This window comes from Chitinophaga sp. LS1 (assembly GCF_034274695.1).
GTDB lineage: Bacteria > Bacteroidota > Bacteroidia > Chitinophagales > Chitinophagaceae > Chitinophaga.
The window spans coordinates 1,303,150-1,321,312 of record NZ_CP128362.1; the positions used below are offsets into that span (position 1 = coordinate 1,303,150).

At 39.3% G+C, this 18,163-nt stretch carries 16 protein-coding genes, 2 tRNA genes and 3 pseudogenes; 12 read left to right on the forward strand and 9 right to left on the reverse strand.

Translation table 11 applies throughout. The annotated features are described in order from the left end of the window. Nucleotides 1–77: 77 nt before the first annotated feature. Nucleotides 78–425 carry a hypothetical protein gene (locus QQL36_RS05390; RefSeq protein WP_321569234.1) on the reverse strand — a complete coding sequence of 116 codons (348 nt, stop codon included), beginning with the start codon at nucleotides 423–425 and terminating at the stop codon, nucleotides 78–80. 226 nt (nucleotides 426–651) lie between these two features. Here QQL36_RS05390 and QQL36_RS35590 point away from each other — a divergent pair. Then, nucleotides 652–1,398 (forward strand): annotated as a pseudogene (locus QQL36_RS35590) (recombinase family protein); the annotation flags it as partial. A gap of 748 nt (nucleotides 1,399–2,146) precedes the next feature. Here the strand turns inward: QQL36_RS35590 and QQL36_RS05395 are convergent. Then, nucleotides 2,147–2,220: transfer RNA gene (locus QQL36_RS05395), tRNA-Asp, on the reverse strand. A 276-nt stretch (nucleotides 2,221–2,496) separates the two neighbouring features. On the opposite strand from QQL36_RS05395, the gene QQL36_RS05400 reads away from it, so the two are divergent. Further along, nucleotides 2,497–2,694: a hypothetical protein gene (locus tag QQL36_RS05400; protein ID WP_321569235.1), complete on the forward strand. Its 198-nt coding sequence runs from the start codon at nucleotides 2,497–2,499 to the stop codon at nucleotides 2,692–2,694. Between the two features lie 43 nt (nucleotides 2,695–2,737). Here QQL36_RS05400 and QQL36_RS05405 read toward each other — a convergent pair whose 3' ends face one another. From QQL36_RS05405 to QQL36_RS05415, 3 genes are all read right to left on the reverse strand, one after another. Further along, nucleotides 2,738–2,938, reverse strand: a complete 201-nt coding sequence (locus QQL36_RS05405) for a hypothetical protein (protein ID WP_321569236.1) — start codon at nucleotides 2,936–2,938, stop codon at nucleotides 2,738–2,740. A 141-nt stretch (nucleotides 2,939–3,079) separates the two neighbouring features. Continuing rightward, nucleotides 3,080–4,099, reverse strand: coding sequence for a threonine aldolase family protein (locus QQL36_RS05410; protein ID WP_321569237.1), 1,020 nt, complete (start codon nucleotides 4,097–4,099; stop codon nucleotides 3,080–3,082). Between the two features lie 559 nt (nucleotides 4,100–4,658). Beyond that, nucleotides 4,659–5,819, reverse strand: coding sequence for an acyl-CoA desaturase (locus tag QQL36_RS05415; protein ID WP_321569238.1), 1,161 nt, complete (start codon nucleotides 5,817–5,819; stop codon nucleotides 4,659–4,661). A 486-nt stretch (nucleotides 5,820–6,305) separates the two neighbouring features. Between QQL36_RS05415 and QQL36_RS35595 the strand changes: the two genes are divergently transcribed. From QQL36_RS35595 to QQL36_RS05440, 7 genes and pseudogenes are all read left to right on the forward strand, one after another. After that, nucleotides 6,306–6,512, forward strand: a complete 207-nt coding sequence (locus QQL36_RS35595) for a DEAD/DEAH box helicase (protein WP_368678263.1) — start codon at nucleotides 6,306–6,308, stop codon at nucleotides 6,510–6,512. Next, a pseudogene (locus QQL36_RS05420) lies at nucleotides 6,497–7,048 on the forward strand (helicase-related protein); the annotation flags it as partial. The gene QQL36_RS35595 and the pseudogene QQL36_RS05420, both read left to right, overlap by 16 nt. Nucleotides 7,049–7,083: 35 nt before the next feature. After that, complete coding sequence (locus tag QQL36_RS05425) at nucleotides 7,084–7,527, forward strand: cold shock domain-containing protein (protein WP_083730499.1); 444 nt, start codon at nucleotides 7,084–7,086, stop codon at nucleotides 7,525–7,527. A gap of 250 nt (nucleotides 7,528–7,777) precedes the next feature. After that, nucleotides 7,778–7,936 carry a hypothetical protein gene (locus QQL36_RS35600; RefSeq protein ID WP_083730500.1) on the forward strand — a complete coding sequence of 53 codons (159 nt, stop codon included), beginning with the start codon at nucleotides 7,778–7,780 and terminating at the stop codon, nucleotides 7,934–7,936. 150 nt (nucleotides 7,937–8,086) lie between these two features. Then, nucleotides 8,087–8,323 carry an RNA recognition motif domain-containing protein gene (locus QQL36_RS05430; protein WP_083730501.1) on the forward strand — a complete coding sequence of 79 codons (237 nt, stop codon included), beginning with the start codon at nucleotides 8,087–8,089 and terminating at the stop codon, nucleotides 8,321–8,323. Nucleotides 8,324–8,350: 27 nt separating this feature from the next. Next, entirely contained in the window at nucleotides 8,351–8,623 is a 273-nt protein-coding gene (locus QQL36_RS05435) for an RNA recognition motif domain-containing protein (RefSeq protein ID WP_083730502.1), read from the forward strand. 10 nt (nucleotides 8,624–8,633) lie between these two features. Beyond that, nucleotides 8,634–8,825, forward strand: coding sequence for a cold-shock protein (locus QQL36_RS05440; RefSeq protein WP_083730503.1), 192 nt, complete (start codon nucleotides 8,634–8,636; stop codon nucleotides 8,823–8,825). A 1,498-nt stretch (nucleotides 8,826–10,323) separates the two neighbouring features. Here QQL36_RS05440 and QQL36_RS05445 read toward each other — a convergent pair. The 3 genes and pseudogenes from QQL36_RS05445 to QQL36_RS05455 all read right to left on the reverse strand — a co-directional run. Next, nucleotides 10,324–10,860, reverse strand: coding sequence for a hypothetical protein (locus QQL36_RS05445; RefSeq protein ID WP_321569239.1), 537 nt, complete (start codon nucleotides 10,858–10,860; stop codon nucleotides 10,324–10,326). Nucleotides 10,861–10,864: 4 nt separating this feature from the next. Then, nucleotides 10,865–12,244 carry a M91 family zinc metallopeptidase gene (locus QQL36_RS05450; RefSeq protein ID WP_321569240.1) on the reverse strand — a complete coding sequence of 460 codons (1,380 nt, stop codon included), beginning with the start codon at nucleotides 12,242–12,244 and terminating at the stop codon, nucleotides 10,865–10,867. A 126-nt stretch (nucleotides 12,245–12,370) separates the two neighbouring features. After that, nucleotides 12,371–12,925, reverse strand: a pseudogene (locus tag QQL36_RS05455) (DUF4238 domain-containing protein); the annotation flags it as partial. 559 nt (nucleotides 12,926–13,484) lie between these two features. Between QQL36_RS05455 and QQL36_RS05460 the strand changes: the two are divergent. After that, complete coding sequence (locus QQL36_RS05460; RefSeq protein WP_321569241.1) at nucleotides 13,485–14,516, forward strand: alpha/beta hydrolase; 1,032 nt, start codon at nucleotides 13,485–13,487, stop codon at nucleotides 14,514–14,516. 277 nt (nucleotides 14,517–14,793) lie between these two features. Here the strand turns inward: QQL36_RS05460 and QQL36_RS05465 are convergent. Continuing rightward, nucleotides 14,794–14,882, reverse strand: a tRNA-Ser gene (locus QQL36_RS05465). Nucleotides 14,883–15,083: 201 nt separating this feature from the next. Between QQL36_RS05465 and QQL36_RS05470 the strand changes: the two genes are divergently transcribed. Together QQL36_RS05470 and fabF are read left to right on the forward strand one after the other, a co-directional pair. Next, complete coding sequence (locus tag QQL36_RS05470) at nucleotides 15,084–16,163, forward strand: fatty acid desaturase (RefSeq protein ID WP_321569242.1); 1,080 nt, start codon at nucleotides 15,084–15,086, stop codon at nucleotides 16,161–16,163. A 286-nt stretch (nucleotides 16,164–16,449) separates the two neighbouring features. Further along, nucleotides 16,450–17,712 carry a beta-ketoacyl-ACP synthase II gene (gene fabF, locus QQL36_RS05475; RefSeq protein WP_083724852.1) on the forward strand — a complete coding sequence of 421 codons (1,263 nt, stop codon included), beginning with the start codon at nucleotides 16,450–16,452 and terminating at the stop codon, nucleotides 17,710–17,712. The last annotated feature ends 451 nt before the right edge of the window (nucleotides 17,713–18,163 follow it).

Consider the following 18,163-nt stretch of genomic DNA (forward strand, 5'->3'; position numbering starts at 1 on the left):
GATTTGTTCAATTATTTGGGCCTGTATTTCTTCAAAATGCACTTCTGTTGAAGTTTCTTCAATTAAATTAGCACCAATTATTTTATAAGTATATCTATTTCCTCAAATCGAAATCCATCCATCATTAATACAGTATTCATTTTCTTGATGGCAGCTGCTATTGGCATTTGTACATCAAACCATGCTGGTGATACTAATAATTCCAATCGGTTTTGAAGTTTAATAGTTCCATTTATTTCAGTTAGCTGTTTCCGTGTATATTGTGTTCGGCTTAGACCTTCAGGCATCCCCTGTTCATAGACATCTTTAGTTCCAACAGCATTAAAAAGTGCAATTAAGTCCTTTCCACATTTTGTAGGCATTACTTCATCTTCACCATTAATAAATTGTTCCAATTTTCTTAGTACCCAAGGGGACAATTTCATAACGATGTAGTATTAATTCTTTATACTGGCTATAAGATCATTAAAGAGGATCTAATGACAAGATGTTTTGTACTAATCTATAATTTTAAAACACCTTTCATTTGAACTTTGCTAATGAGGGTATCTATTTCAAATTTATTAATCAACGTCACTCAAAAGTTCGGCTAATAAACAGTTTGGGAATTATTCCAAACAAAAGCCTATCAAAGTTGCAACCCAAGCAGCTGTGGTATACACCAGAGTTTCCAGTAAGGAACAGGCAGACCACAATTTAGGTTTGGATGTACAGCGGAAATCAATCGAGGATTTTGCAAGACGTAGTAACCTTGGTGTCATAGATTACTTTGGAGGTACTTATGAAAGTGCCAAAACCGATGGCCGTAAAGAGTTTAACCGGATGTTGGATTTTATCAAACAGCGTAAAGGTAAAATAAGTCACATCTTAGTCTATGCTTTAGAACGGTTCTCTCGTACTGGTGGTGCTGCTATTAAACTTGCAGAAGACCTGCGGGAAAAATACGGGGTTACTATATATGCTGTAACCCAGCCTATGGACACTTCTAATCCCAGCGGTGTCCTACAACAGAATATTACCTTTTTATTTAGTCAGTATGACAACCAACTACGCAAACAAAAGGCCGTGGCGGGAATGGTGGAAAAGTTTGATAAAGGTATCTGGGTAACTAAACCGCCGCAGGGTTATGATATTGTGAAAACTAATGGTCAGCGTAAAATTGTTGTTAATGCAGTGGGTAAAAAGATTAGGAAAGCATTTATCTGGAAATCTGAGGGCATGAAGAACGATGAAATCATTGATAAGCTAAGGGCAATGGGAGTGAAGATGTATAAATTGCAATTGACCAAGATATTTAAACACCCTTTCTATTGCGGTATGATTAATCACGGGCTATTAGAAGGAAAGATTGTAGAAGGTGACCATGAGAAAATGATTAGCCCTGAAGTGTTTTTAAAGGTCAATAAAATTCATCAGGGTTCGGGTGGGGATGGAGTATCACATAATAAAGAACAACATAAAGTACCCATTAAAATCTTTATTAAATGCGACATCTGTAACGGGCCATTTACAGGTTATGTAGTTAAGGCCAAAGGCTTGTGGTACTATAAGTGCCGGAAGGATGGCTGTAAACGCAATAAAAGCGCTATAAGGATGCACGAACTGTTTGAGCAGTTATTAAACCAGTATTGTTTTGCTGCTACCATGAAGGACGCCCTTAAAGATGCCCTTATCGCAGAGTACCACGAAATGAATAATGACAATTTAGAACTACAGAAGGTACTATCAACCCAACTGACTGAGATAGATAAGAAAATAGACGGTTTAGAAGAAAGCAGGTATGTATTAAAGGAAATAGGGCAGGAAACCTTTGATAAGTTTTACTCCCGGTATAATATTGAGCGGGTGAAGATTTCTGAGGAACTGGAAAAATGTTCCAAAAGTATTTCGAACCCTGAAGAAGTAATAGACAATGCCCTTTCGATGTCTTCTAAACTCGCTACGGTGTGGCGTTCCAGCGACACTGGTGTAAAAGAGAAGTTACAAAACCTTGTCTTCCCCAACGGAATCATCTACGACCGGAAAAATGAGTCATTTCGAACTCCCAAAGTCAAATACATTTTCTCACGGATTGCCCACCTATCGAGCAATCCACCCCAAAATGAAAAAGGGACCGATCATCTTTTCGATAATCAGTCCCTCTTAGCGGACCAGACGGGACTCGAACCCGCGACCTCCGCCGTGACAGGGCGGCATTCTAACCAACTGAACTACTGATCCGTTTTTGTTCGTTCGGGACGCGAATGTACATAAATCATTTGAATTACCAAATTTCTTTAACTTTATTATCATCATTTTTTTCCCAGACATACAAATTCCTCCCCATCTGCACCCCTACATTTCACGTGTATGGTATGCCGGATGAACCGCTGAAAATGCCTTCCCCATCTTCGCTGATGGTCGAACCGGCATCATTTTCCAGCAGTCCGGAATGATCCTGGGAGGAGAAGAAATAACACTACCTCATTGTTTTCTGATAATACTGACAAGGATAGGATGATCAGTATACCTCTTAAGAAAAAACTCATCATCACAGACAATGGATTACCCCGGTTTCCGGATGGCACTGTCTTATTCAAAACCTTCTTACAGGCTGGTATAAAAATCGAGACAAGGGTATTGTTAAAAACTACTGCTGCCTGGGAAACCGGCACCTATATATTGGATGATGCCCAACACAGGAGACCTTCCTGAGCAAAGGAGGAGAAAAACGGTCCAATGGATAAGTAGTCTGGTCTCATTTATTATAAGCCTGATAAGCTGCTCGTCTTCTCTTCAGCATAGCTCGTAATGGCGTATCTACATACTTTAATATCAGATAACCCATTATTGTCAACACGGCTGTTCCCACTACAATGATCCATGTTATTTCAACAAGACTTGGTTTATACTTTTCAACATAACTCATAAACAGCCAGATGAAAGGATATTGGATCATGTAAATGGGATAAGAAATATCTCCCGGGAGATTACACTATATCTTAAAAGTTACAAGTGTTCGAATCCATCTAAAGATTGATCTACGGCAGTTGTGAGTGATTTTCTGTTGGCAATTTCTAATTAATATTCTCCTGGTATATTATTTACAAGCCCTCAAATCCCCCAAAAACGCCTCCACAGCCGCTGCCTGCGTACTCCAACTAGTAACAAGCCGAACAGCAGCCCGCTCTTCATCTATCGGTTGCCATACATAAAACGCATACTTTTCCTGTAATGTATGAATCACCCTCACCGGCAGTATAGGAAATATCTGATTCGTCTTTGATTCAATCAAAAAATCATACCCTGCCTTCCTGATACCATCTGATAACCTCCCCGCCATTTCATTCATATAAGCTCCTATCGACAAATAAGTATCATCTTTAAAAAGCTCCATGAACTGAATGCCTAACAATCTTCCTTTCGCCAGCAGTGCACCCCTCATTTTCAAATTATACGCAAAATATTCCTGCAAAGATGGATTGTTAATAACAATCGCCTCCCCAATCAACGCACCATTCTTCGTACCTCCAATATAAAATGCATCGGTATACTTTCCCAGATCTTGATAACTGATATCCCCTGCCATCATCCCCGAAGCCAAACGGGCTCCATCCAGGTAAAGCAGCAAACCTTTACGCTTACAATACTCCCAAAGCGCGATCAGTTCTGCCCTGAGATAATGTGTACCCAACTCTGTAGAATTCGAAATATATACCAGCCGTGGAAGTGGCATATGCACCGCCTCCACTTTATCAATAAAAGAAGCGACAAGCGCCGGTGTGAGTTTACCATCTTTGGCAATTACCGTTTCTATCTTATGCCCGGTTGCTTCAATAGCACCTGTTTCATGATGAAAGATATGTCCGGTGGTAGCAGCAATGACAGATTCATAAGGCCGTAATACAGAAGAAATAAAAGTAAGATTGGCTTGTGTACCGCCAGATACCAGGTATATTGCGGCATAAGGGTTATTAATTTTCCTCTTAATGAGATCAATGGCCTGTTGTGAATAATCATCCTCTCCATAACCTCCCTGTTGAATATCATTGGTAGCTGCTAATGCCTGTAAAATAGCAGGAAGCGCTCCCTCGCTATAGTCGTTTTTGAAACTTATCATATTGCAAAAATACAACGTGTAGGATATTGAAAGATGAAAGTTTTATCCTTATTCATTTTCATCTACAAATCATCCGGGGGAGGTTTATAAAGATCCCGTTGTATATATATTGGGAAAGTAGAAGTAGAATGTAGTAGTGAGGAATATTTTTGAGTTGATATAGGACTATTATTACTTCCCCTAATAATTTCTGCAAAACATACTCTTCTACCCACCCCGGAATATCGTCATCAATTACTTTTATTTCTTTTCCCTCTACTATTTCCAGAATCAAGCGATATTGCTCCCCGGAATTATCCAATATAAAACAACGATAACAAAAAGGGTAGAAGTACTTTGATTACGTTGTTTGCAAAAGAAAGGTTTAACTGATAACCATCTGCAACTGCCTTCTGATTTAATGAAGATTGATCAATAAAGGCATAAAAATTGCATAGTTCTTATCTTAAAATTACAAAATTTAGACGCAGATCGCCCCCCTACAAACTATTCAATATTATAACAAACAAGGGGCTGACCCAAAAGTCAAAAAGGGCTTTTTGGATCAGCCCCATTGAAGTTAGATGTGGTTACTTATTTTGATTTTCTTATCGGGATTCACACCCAATGAACGCATATGATTATAATGAGAGGCAATTGCAGCGGTAATTGTCGGTATGCAATTGTATTGGATGCCGAACTCCTCGCATTTCAATTGTACTATTTTGCTGAGTGCAGGATAATGAATATGACTTATACGGGGAAAGAGATGATGCTCTATCTGGTAATTCAGCCCTCCAACATACCATGTTATACAGAAATTACCAGGCGCGAAGTTTGCCGTAGTCTTAAGCTGGTGTACCGCCCATTCATTTTCGATTACAACATCATCTTCGCTGCAAAATGCAAATTCAGTTTCTTCCACAACATGTGCCAGCTGAAATACGACTGCCAACGACAGGCCTAATGTGATATGCATACACAAGAACCCTATCAGCCACTTTTGTGCGCCTACAAATATGACAGGGATCACGATATAAAAAATAACGTACAGCACTTTACTTAGCCAAAAAATAAAGTGCTCTTTAAAATTCATATGCTTTAACTCTGTGGTGTATATTTTCTGCGTGCCGTATTTCATGAAATCTGTAACAAAAATCCATAAAATAGAACTGAGCGCATAGACAAACCAAAGATATATATGCTGCAACTGATGAACTGGTTTCCAGACCTGCGTGCTGCTTTGCCTTATGATCGGGCTTTTGGCGATGTCATCATCCAAACCATCTACGTTTGTGTAAGTGTGATGAATGATATTATGTTTTTGCTTCCATATAAACGCATTGCTCCCTAAAGCATTTAGTGTAAGCCCCATCAAACTATTTACCCATTTTTTAGTCGAGTAACAGCCGTGATTCGCGTCATGCATTATATTAAAACCGATGCCTGCAAGAATAAACCCTAATAGCCCGGATAGTACAATGCCAAAGGGGAAAGAGTAATTAAATGCAAGCAGGTAGATATAGGAACCAAGAGCCAGTAAAATAAGAATAAAGGACTTTATATAAAGTTTCCAGTTCCCGGTTTTCTCAATACCGTTTTCGACAAAATAATTTTCTATCTCGATTTTAAGTGCCTTGAAGAATATGGATTTTCTATTGTAGACCAGCTTTCCCATGCTGTAAAAATGGGGAAAAAAAACAAGAAAAATCAATTTTTTAGCACCTGTTTTCCTGTTCATCTATTGCTTTTTATTGCTTATATCTTACGCTCATTTGGTTCGAACCTTTATAAAATGAAGCTTGTATAAATAAAAAGGTTTCAAACAGTGTCATCTGACATGTTTTATTTTTTTATCCGCGTAAAATCTGTTATCTTTATCGCTTATGGCATAAGTCTTGCCTCTCTGATTTGTATCGTTTCATCCTTTCTTCTCAGTCTTCGCTTTTCCGATTGCCAGTTGTTCCGTCAAATAATTACGGATAATCTTTTTCTTCAATAGGGTTGTGCCGATTGCTTTCTTAACAGGACATGAGCACTGCCATTCTTTAATTTGGCCCGGACATAAAGTGCATAATGCGCAGTTATAGTGCCGTAATCATATTGCTCACCATACTCATATACCAAACAAGCATCTACGATACAGTTGCCTGGTAATAATGTGCTGTTTTAGCACATATTCAATCACACCACCTCTAAAAACACAAAGGCGGCTCAATAAGTAATGATGACATTTAACGATTTAGATATTATAGCACCTATCCTACAAGCTCTTAATGGCAAGGGATATAAAACCCCTACATCAATACAACAACAGTCAATTCCTGAAATACTTTTATGGAGGGATCTATTGGGTATTGCCCAGACCGGAATCGGTAAAACTGCTGCCTTCGCTGTCCCTATCCTGCATTACTTAGTTGCAGTCAAAAGGTAGATAACAAAATAAGATCATTGATTCTTACCCCGACGAGAGAGCTAGCCATACAAATTGCGGAGAATTTCAAGTCTTATGGTGAAAAAATCAGATTAAGGTATACGCCTGTTTTTGGAGGAGACGCAGGAACAGAAAGATCGCTCGTTTTTACACGTACCAAACATGGCGCGGGCAAAATGGTAAAGCAACTGGAAGGAACCGGTGTTCAAGCTGCTGCAATTCATGGTAACAAATCGCAGAATGCAAGACAGAAAGCGTTAAGTGATTTCCGCCAGGAGCGCGTTAAAGTGCTCATAGCAACAGATATAGCGGCAAGAGGTATTGATATAGATCATTTGCCACGGGAAGTGAATTTCAATATACCGGAAGCTGCAGAAACATACGTACACTGCATTGGCCGTACCGGGAGAGGGGCAGCAGCTACAGGTAAGGCTATATCATTTTTCGATTATAAAGAAGCAGGTTACCTGAAAAGCATTCAGAAGCTGATAGGATTCCCGGTACCTGTATTAAAAGTACCTGCTCACCTGAGGTAATAAAGTTTACTCATTTCTAAAGAATATCAAAATACATGGCCGAAACATTTTTAAAAAAGGAACTGAAAAAGAAAAAAGCAAAAGAACGAAAGGAGAAAGTCGAGAAGATGCAGCAGCGCAAGCTCAACAACAAGAAAGGCAAAAGCCTGGATGAAATGATGGCGTACCTGGACGAAAACGGGAACCTGACTTCCCGGCCGCCGGATATGCGCAACCGCATAGAAATAGACCCTGCGGATATTATACTTGGGGCTGCACCGCAAGACAGGGAACATGACTTACTACACTCCGGTTTAGTACTGTCATTTGATGAAGCTAAAGGATATGGATTTATCAGCGACAGCCAAAGTAAAGAGAGCATTTTTGTACATAGCAACAATATTTCGCAATTGCTGAAAAAAGGGAACAAGGTCAGTTACGAATTGCAAAAAGGATCGAAAGGTTTTAGTGCTGTAAATGTACAGGTGCTAAGAAAATAGATAAACACAGAAGGTACAAAGCATTGTGCTTTTGTATCGTCTGTGCACTTTCCTGTCTTGCCGGATTGTCAATACTTACGTTTTTTCTACAGAAGTATATTTTTGAATTGGATGAAGGATTATACAATATAATAACGTACCTTCATGTAGATATTGATTTTCTGCCATTGCCCTCTCTGAACTGCAATCATCTTAATTTCATCTTCAGTTTTGCGTCTCAGTTGCCATTTTTATTTTTCAAACAGCAATTATGAGCATTTTCATAGGAAACTTGAGTCACATGACATCAAAGAAACAATTACATGATCTCTTCGCAGAATTCAGGGCAGTCAAATCCGTAAAAATAATCACTGATAATTTAACAAAACATCCCAGAGGGTTTGCTTTGTTGAAATGGCAGGGTGCGTAACTGGTAAAAAGGCAATAGAAAAGCTAAATCATAGCAGTGTGTAAATGCAATCTATAGTCTTGAACGAAGCACGTCTCAAAACGGCAACTCCATATCAGTTCGGTCGCAGGAGATAAGAACTATTCATCAGCAAGCTATAAAATATTCGTCATGAAAATCTATATCGGGAATTTACACCTAAAGGCATCAGAAACAGAACTGACCAAGCTTTTTGAAGCATTCGGCAATGTTTGTTCAGCAGGTATAATAATGGACAAGAAAAACGGCGGATCAAGAGGTTTTGGATTTGTACTGATGGAATCGCAGGAGGGAGGAATAAAAGCGATACATGCGCTTAATCAACTAAATTATAAGAATAAGTACCTGGAAGTAAGTGAAGCTATGTAAACCAGGTATGCAAAAGTTAATGTGCCCATGAAAATATTTATAGGCAATTTGGGAAACGAAATTGCATCACCAGATCTTTTCCAACTGTTTTCAAAGTTTGGTAAAGTAAAGTGGGCAGAAATTGCCAGAGACATAAATAATAATCCGCGTGGCTTTGGGTATGTTTATATGCATACAGCAACAGCAGGAGACAATGCAATTGCTGCACTGAACAAAAAAAAATTTATGCAGCAGCACCTTTCGGTAAGCGAGGCACTATGTAACGAAAAGACTATAGGAAAAACAATTTTTTATCAATAAATCAATAACAATGCAAGAAGGTACAGTAAAATTCTTCAACACTTCTAAAGGATTTGGCTTTATTACGCCTGCTGATGGAAGCAAAGACATCTTTGTTCATGTAACGGGCCTGAATGATGAGATCGGTGAGAACGACAGGGTGTCTTATGAAGTACAAAACGGCCAAAAAGGATTAAATGCGGTGAACGTTCGCGTTCTTTAAACCATTATAATTTATTTTCCAGCTCTGCGCATGCGCAGAGCTTTTTTATTTTACAGAATCTTTGCCCTCCAATATCTATTGCTTCCCCTATCTATGCATTTATTTTTTGCAGCCTATTTTTTACAAACTTCCACCAACAAACAGTTTTTATTACTTGGTTTCTGGTCACAATTGTAACTAAATGCCTGATCGAGTTAGATGTGAATGGCTGCCACAATGATTTAGTATAGCTGGATAACACTATAAAATCTCATTTAAAAATCTTACGTATAGTATTATTCAAACAGGTTCTTTCCTCTCAAGCACTAGCCGTATAAAATCGGCATTATTTGGCTACCGAATTAGAGCTCAGCATAACCCTTTACTGTAGCAGATTACAGGATTTACAGTCAAAATAAGCATAACCAGATTCGAACGAAAAACCAGCACTCAACACCTGATCGATTCCTTATACTCCCAATTCCACTGAATTGTTCCAGTTTCATTTTATCAAATATGGTACGCTACAAAGCCAACTGTCAAAATATTCTTTATTGAAAACAAAATAGCATACACGTTGGATGAAAAGACCCAAGAAAAGTTTCAGGAACTGTTCGGCTGGGTATGACAAGGACAGTGGCGGAATAGTAGAATTTGGGAAAATGTAGCTTCACCCTATCAAACCTTTAAGAAAAGATAGATTATGTGGCCAATTTTTTCCTCACAACTGGCTATCGTATGGCAGTCCAGAGAATAACAGCATGAAGGAAAAAATAAAAAACTGGTGTTTCCCAATGGAATTGGACAGGAAACGAAAAAGGATCGATCATCTTTTAGATAATCGATCCTTTTTGCGGGCTGCGGGGGACAACTTTCGAACCTTTTCAAAGAGGATTTATCTAAAATTCATAAATTTATCAGTTAAAATATTCCTATGAATACCAATCAGAAAATGATTTAGCTATATTCTATGACAAAAATGAACAAAGCAGAATTTTGGGCGAAAATATTGAAGATTATTTAGCTCCAATATACTCATCCGAAGCCCGATTTGTAATTCCTCTTCTAAGCAAAACTTATCCGGAAAAAAGTTGGACGAAATTCGAACCAGATAATTTTAAACAGCTGTTCGGAGAAAACGCTGTTATTCCTACCCGGACTCTTTGATAAGTCCAGAAAATATGGAGGTATTACCTTCAATGTTGATGATAATATAGATATTCAAGTTGAGCAAATTGGCAATTCGCTAATTGAGTAAATAACTTTGGAAAGGCAGGAAGAAGTAAACAAATTAGAAAAGGAAAAATCATAATGCGAATTATCTCTAAGTATTTTATTCATCAGATTAATCCTAATAATTGAAAGTCATAATAAAACTGTCCTTCGCTGCGTGCACATGAGACTGGCGCTTTGAAGAAATTGAAAAGGCATCTCGAGAGGGGGGCCTTTTAGTTTAAATACCTTCTTACAAACAAAAGCCGGGTGAAAAGTATCACCCGGCTTTTATATTCTATACATACTACTTTAAATGATGTTCTTTTTCTCTATGGATTAAATCTATCTCCGGAACTATAAAATCATTGAAATTTATACATTCAACGCTATACTTCTTTCCATGAGGAATTAACCGATATGCGAAAATGGTTCCGCCATGCATCTGCTCACTGGCTTCCGCATATTTCCTGATAGCGGTAGTATCCCATTTTCGTACTAAGAATACCTGTGACTGGCGAAAGGCGGTGCCTCCATTTTTCTTTAAATGCTTAAATTGACAATCATAGCTAAGACTATCATGTGATGACCATATCCGGGTATGAAATTCAGCACTTTCAAGCGTATAGTTATGTAGTACATACAAGGTATCTTTTCTCTGCCACATAGATTTGAGCTGGGTACTGTCGTACAGCATCATGCGGATATCATGGTAGCCAAACTGGGTTGGGACAATACCACTGCAGGCATCCATTCTTTTGGAAAGCGTGCTAAACTGCGCTGTTGTTTTGCAGGAATAAAGACCTAGCAAAATCAATCCAATCAAAATTTTCCTTTTCGGCATGTTTTTAATATTTAAATCCTGGTACTTTCTTCATCATTTGCTGGTAGCCTGTTACACTACACTCATCATAATACAATCTTTCATTCGTTCCGGCCCTGATTAAACGAGTGCTCTCAACGCCTTTACCATTTACATCAGGAGAATAAAACTCTCGTAATGGTAAATTGTTTTCAGCCCGAAGTTGATTTTCAATATGTGTTGCATATATCTCGCTTTTGAGAATTGTAGCATTTTTTCCGTCTGGTTTAGTTACTGTTATCCATGCGCTCTTATTATTGGTACCAGCCCAGATATCCCTCATATGTGCCATCTCATGCCCCAATCCTATGAAACCAGGTCGCGTGGTATTACCCTTTGTATCAGGACCAGAATCCATTTTTGAAGGATTCCATATGATAAAAGTTCCATTAGGATCTGCAATATTATCTCCATAACTTCCCATATCGACACTCCTGGGTTTGCCATTCCCATCTGTAGCATTAACGATATCATCTACCAATTTTTTACCAACATCTCCTCCTCTTTCTAATTGACTTAAAGCATCAGTCAGTTGATTTACATAAGGGTCACTACCGGCATACAGATTTCCTTTTTCGTCTACAAATCCGGTAATGCCGTTGTTGTCCTGTCCATAATGATATCTTGTAGTCACAAAATCACTTTCCCCTGTATTGGGATTAAATACACTTTCACTTATTGAATAAATGATGCTATCCCCATTAATGTCAACAATACTTAAAGGGTTATTGGCAGCATAATGATAAGGAGACAAGCTTTGATATTTATCTGCAAATTTGTCCTGTGTAAAGAACCTTCCAATTTGCGGATCATACGTCCTTGCGCCATAGTCATACCACTCAAGGCCGCTACCATCACTAAATTCTTCACGCTGTAATTCCTTACCATTATATTTCAGGCGGTTCGCAGCGTAGGCGGTGCCCTTTAAAGCATTGCTACTGATGCCTGCCATTGTTAAACCAAATGGATAATAGTGCGTTTCTTCTAATACAGGGCCACTCGATAATGCAACCGTGACATTGTCAAAAGTAACATCCTGTGCGGTTTCATTACTGGTGTAGACATACAAAAATCCTGTTTTTTGAATGGCCATTTTTTCGACCTTTAAATCCTGTAGTTCATCTGGTTGAGATTTTACCTGCCGAACCCCACTATTATTGCTTACTAAGTTAAACGCATCATCGAATAAAACAAAGTTTAGGTAAGCTTTAGGCCTGCCAGCCGTTTCACCGTCATTCTCTTTTTCTTTCAAACGCTGATAGTTATTAGAATAAAAATTTTCATTTAACGGATTCGTAGCCCGTGCTAAATCATGTTCACCAGTCGTGGATGTTTGTCCAAAAGCCTGAACAAGAGCCGCGATCATGTCTTCTGTAAGATTGCTGTTATTATTCTTTTCGGGAGCGCCTGATTTATAGAAGGCTTTCGCATTCCAATTTTTTTAGGATATGAATAAGAAATCATTATGATATTTTATTTACAAATTTGATAATCAGTTGTTTGTGTCGCTAACTATAGTGGCTTCATTGAAAGGGCAATCTCCAATAAAAGAGTTATGTGGTGTCCAAATAAGGAAACTGCCGGCCAGTAGCTTTTTATAATCTTCTTTAAATCTGAATGGTTGAGCAGCCAAAAGAATTCTTTTGAATTCCTGGTCAAGCTCCAAAGGAAAATATTCCTCTAGGCTTAAGTTTGCCAATTCGTTAAACTGATTTTTCAATCCCAATCCCAAATCATCGACAGAGAAAAAGTCTTTTGCAGTCTTAAATGCTTCATCATATTGTCGCACTCGCCACTTAGAGATATATGCAAATAAGAGAAGGAGCCTAAAATGATAGTTGGACGTAGTCTTTGTTTTATTTATTTCATTTATGACTGCTGAAAACATGGAGTCAAGAGACGCGTAAGCTTTCTCTAATGTATCGTCTTGAATTCCGTCTGGATTCAAAAAGGTATTCCGATCGGGTTCAACAAAGAGGTTTAGAGGATTGCTGTAGTAAAATTTTCCCTGCAGCTTGTCATAAATGTGAATTCGTCCGCTCTCATCAGCAAATTGTTTGTTTAACTTCTACTCTAATATATTGCGTTTTCTCCCCTTTAGAAGCCCCAATAACTTTTCCAGCATCATAAGCATAATAGGTCACTCCTTTACCTAATGGCACAACAGTCAGGATAAACACAATCTGTTATTGGTGATGAAATTCCTTTACGTGGTATTTTAAAATACCATTGTAGTAATCCACAACCGGGTAAAAAATCCTCCAAATCTTCCGAATTGAAGGTTTTTAAAACTTGTGGGCAGCGAGGGGATAAATTTCGAACCTATTTGTAGAGGTTTCATCACATTTTTATTATTACAGTTCATTTTAAAGATTGTGCTGTTGGTTAATTTTTTATTTTAGCCTGGTACATTTAAACTATAAGGATTATTGATAGGTGAGATTGAAAAGAAATATTTAAAACGATTAAATCCTCATTCGATAAAGGAACTAAGGTTAATCATTTAAATAATGGCTGGTCATTTATCATATTTATATACCTTCTTCAATCAATGCAACTTTTATGTATACCAATGCATCATTAGAAATATTACAGAAAATAAAATTATGAAACGAAAAACTCTCAGCATCCTCAAATGGACCTTTTTAACACTTCTATGCATATTTTTTTTAAAGGCATGTATTCCTTCAAAACAAAATACACTATCGATTAAGCCACGGCAATCAACTAAATATTGGGATCTAAAAACAGGGTCTAAAATTGCATATACTTTTATTGAAGGGAAGGGAAATAAAAAGCCTTATCCTATTATTTATTTACATGGAGGACCGGGAGGCTATGTGCATTCAAAAGTTATTGAAGTTCTTGGTCAACTATCCAAAGACGGGTTTGATGTTTATTTGTATGATCAAATTGGAGGGGGCTTATCTGCCAGGCTCAAAAACGTATATGAGTATACCGCAACTCGTCATCAAAAAGACCTTGAGGCTATTGTAGCGCTTTTAAAAGCAGAAAAGGTAATTTTAATAGGACAATCCTGGGGAGGAGCTTTAGCAACGCTATTTACAGCGGACAATCCCAACAAAGTAGACAAAATAATACTTACCTGTCCAGGTGCCGTAAAACCAGTAAATGATACTGTGGAAAAGTTGAAGGCCCCGCTTAGTTTAAATCTCAAAGATCCCATAGATGTCAACGGCAGTGTGATGTCATTTTTATTGAAACCAAGATTTATTGCAATTCGTTTTTGGGCATTACTTGGAAAGAAAATAGCAAGTGATGAAGAAGCTGATAGCTATCTCAACAAAATGGCTGAGTCCTTTACAAAGGGACTTGTTTACGATTCCTCAAAGACATTGCCTGAGGAAGGTGGTGGAGGGGGATATTGCAACATTAAAACACCTTCAAGTTATAGCAGAATTGCAGATCCACGACCAAAGCTTATTAATAACAATATTCCTGTTTTGATAATAAAAGGTCAGTACGATAATATTCCCTGGGGCAATACAAATGAGTATAAAGATATTTTTAAAAACAGTCAATTAAAAATAATTGAGAAGGCAGGACATGATATTTATATTGAAAAGCCTGACGAATATTTACAAGCAATGCATTTATTTTTAATTAAGAGTTCATGATAATAAACAGTTGTCAGGGGAGTGACTTTTAATGATACATGAAATCAGATATCCCTAAAAAATACAAAGCTTGCAAATTAATAATTTTGCAGGCTTTTTTAATTTGAAATGATCTCAATTGGGAAATCGGAGTTTAGAAGTGAGGATTTGCTTTCCGGATCTGTTCAGTCAAAATAATTTTCGATAAGACCACACATTCAATCTCAAATACAAAAAAGCCTTCAGAATTTTCTTCTGAAGGCTTTTAAAAACTTGCTAAATCAGTCGATTTATTTAGCGGTGAGAGAGGGATTCGAACCCTCGGTACAGTTTGACCCGTACGACGGTTTAGCAAACCGTTCCTTTCGGCCACTCAGGCATCTCACCGAAACTTCCCCGTTAGGGGTTGCAAAAATAATAATAATTCTTAATTCTCCAAAAGCAATTAGAAAAAATTAGAAAATTCTTCATCCGTTATAAAATTCACAATTAATCATCCCCCCATCTTTATCCCGGATTAATACTTTATCTTGTTAGTATCAATTGCGAACTGATTCCGCCAACGACTTACTAAAAAACCTACAACTGATGAAAGTATTCACTGACGTACTTACTGACCCAGTTTACACAAAGTCAACAAAGCCAGATTCGAAATCCAAAAAGTTCCTGAGATCGATGATCCGTGACGAACGCGACCTTCCATTTCTCTACCTCACCATCGAACTTACCCTCACCCTCCTGCCACTGGCCATCTTATTATTCCTGCCATTACCGACATTCCTGTGGTGGATAGCTGCCGCCGCTTTTACCATTTTGAACAACTTCAGGTATAAAGGCCCTTTTGGCCTCATGCTCCACTGTACCAGTCACCGGGTGTTTTTCGTTAAAAAATATCAGCTACTCAATCACTACCTCCCATGGATAATCGGCCCCCTCTTTGGCCAGACACCTGAAACATACTATAGCCATCACATCGGTATGCACCATCCGGAAAATAATATGCCGGATGATGAGAGTTGTACCATGCCATTTCAGCGTGACTCTGTCCGGGGATTTAGCCGTTACCTGGGTAGCTTTTTCTTTACAGGCGTGATAAACCTGGCCAGGTATTTCGTTAGAAAGCACCGGAAAAAACTGCTGATTCGCTCTGTAAGAGGAGAGATACTGTATATACTAATGTGTGTAGGATTGTCTTTTGTAAACTTGCCGGCTACTTTGGTGGTCTTCATCCTGCCATTTGTGATTTCCAGGATTATAATGATGGTGGGTAACTGGGCACAGCATGCCTTCATTTGCGCGCTGGATCCGGATAATGCTTATAAAAACAGCATTACCTGTATTAATACCAAGTATAACCACAAGTGCTGGAACGATGGCTACCACATCAGCCATCACATCAAACCCAATATGCACTGGACAGAACATCCTCTTTATTTCAAGCAAACACTACATGAATATATTGAGAACGAAGCCATTGTATTTGATGGCATCCACTTTCTGCATGTATGGCTGTGGTTGATGGGGAAGAGGTATGACCTGCTGGCAAAACACTTTGTAAATATTGGGAACCGGTTTAACTCGGATGAGGAAATCATGGCCTTTTTGAGACTGCGGACAAAGAAAATAGACCTGGCGACATTGCCGGTCACAACGGTAGCGGTTGCTTAAAAAAAGGCTAAATGAGGAGTACCTCATTTTCCCAAATCTGCCAATAAACACTCTAAAAGCATCTATTATACCGACCTGAACCGCCTGATATTCATCATCCCACCTACAAATTTTTATCAAATCATTCCCAACAAACTCACTACGGGAGGCCATCCGCCACCTCCCACCCCCTGACTTTCCCCCATTCTTTCCCCATTATATTATATAATTCTTATGATTATGCGTAATCATAAGAATAAGTGCCTAAATTTGCGCTCTAACTTTCGATTTTAAAGTTCAAAGCAATATGCGCACTGTTACGTTAAAAAGGGTTGTGGTTACCGGGCTTGGGGCCTTGACGCCTATCGGAAATGATGTAAACACTTTCTGGAATAGCCTTAAAACAGGGACCAGCGGTGCCGGTCCTATTACACGATTCGATACTACAGAGTTTAAAACCAAATTCGCATGCGAACTGAAAGGTTTTGACATAGAAAAGTACATGGATAAGAAAGATGCCCGTAAAATGGACATGTTCACCCAGTACGCAATGGTGGCCGCTCAGGAGGCTGTTGAAGACGCCGGCCTGAACAAGGAAGGTGTTGACAAAACTATGGTCGGTGTAATCTGGGCTTCTGGTAACGGCGGTATGCAAACCTTCGAAGACCAGATCGTGGAATTCACTCAGGCCAACTTCGTACCTAAGTTCAATCCGTTCTTCATTCCCAAGCTGATCTCCGACATCGCTGCCGGTCAGATCTCCATGAAATATGGGTTCATGGGCGTAAACTATTGTACAGTATCTGCTTGTGCTTCTTCCACCAGTGCCCTGGTCGACGCCTTCAACTTTATACGCCTGGGTAAAGCCAACGCAATCGTAGCCGGTGGTTCCGAAGCCCCTGTTACCCGCGCTGGTATCGCAGGTTTCAATGCGTTGAAAGCCCTCTCTACCCGCAATGACGATCCTACCTCCGCTTCACGTCCTTTCGACGCTGACCGCGATGGTTTCGTAATGGGCGAAGGCGCTGGCGCTATCATCCTCGAAGAATATGAGCACGCTATCGCAAGAGGCGCCAGGATCTACGCTGAAATGGTAGGTGGCGCAATGAGTGCAGATGCTTACCACCTGACTGCTACCCACCCTGAAGGTCTGGGCGCACGCCTGGGTATGACCCGTGCCCTCGAAGATGCTGAACTGACACCTCAGGATGTTGATTATATCAACGCACACGCTACTTCTACCCCTCTCGGTGATGCAAGCGAACTGAAAGGTATCATCGGCGTATTCGGTGATCACGTTACCAAACTGAACATCAGCGCAACCAAATCTATGACAGGTCACCTGCTCGGTGCTGCAGGTGCTATCGAAGCTATCGCAAGTATCAAGGCAACCCTGCATAACCTGATTCCGCCTACCATCAATACCACTACCCTGGGTGAAGGTATCCCAACCGACCTGAACCTGACAATCGGTAAAGCACAGGAACGCGAAGTGAATGTAGCCATGAGTAATACTTTCGGCTTCGGTGGTCACAACGCAATCGTAGTGTTTAAGAAATACAAAGCGTAATTGACGTATATATAATGTATAGAAAGGCTGCATCCACAAGATGCGGCCTTTTTTATGTCCACCCTGATTCCCCCCTTTCTTCGAATGCTGTTCGAGTGCCCTTCGAATGTTGTTCGAGCATTGTTCGAGCGTTGTTCGAGCGTTGTTCGAATGCTGTTCGAGTGTTGTTCGAACGTTGTTCGAGTGTTGTTCGACGCTTCTTCGACGCTAGTTCGACGCTTCTTCGACTACGCTATACCTTCGCCACCAACTGCCTACCAAAAGACCACCAAAAGGTCACCTCATTATCCCTCTGATATACAAGTGCCCTTTTAGCCCCCTTTTGGCACCGAATCGCTATCGAATCTCCACCGAATCTTTACTAACTCTCCAACCTCTTCACTAAAATTTTTAGCAAAATCACCATTTTTGACGTAGCTTAGTATTAAAATAAACACCATGCTTCATACCA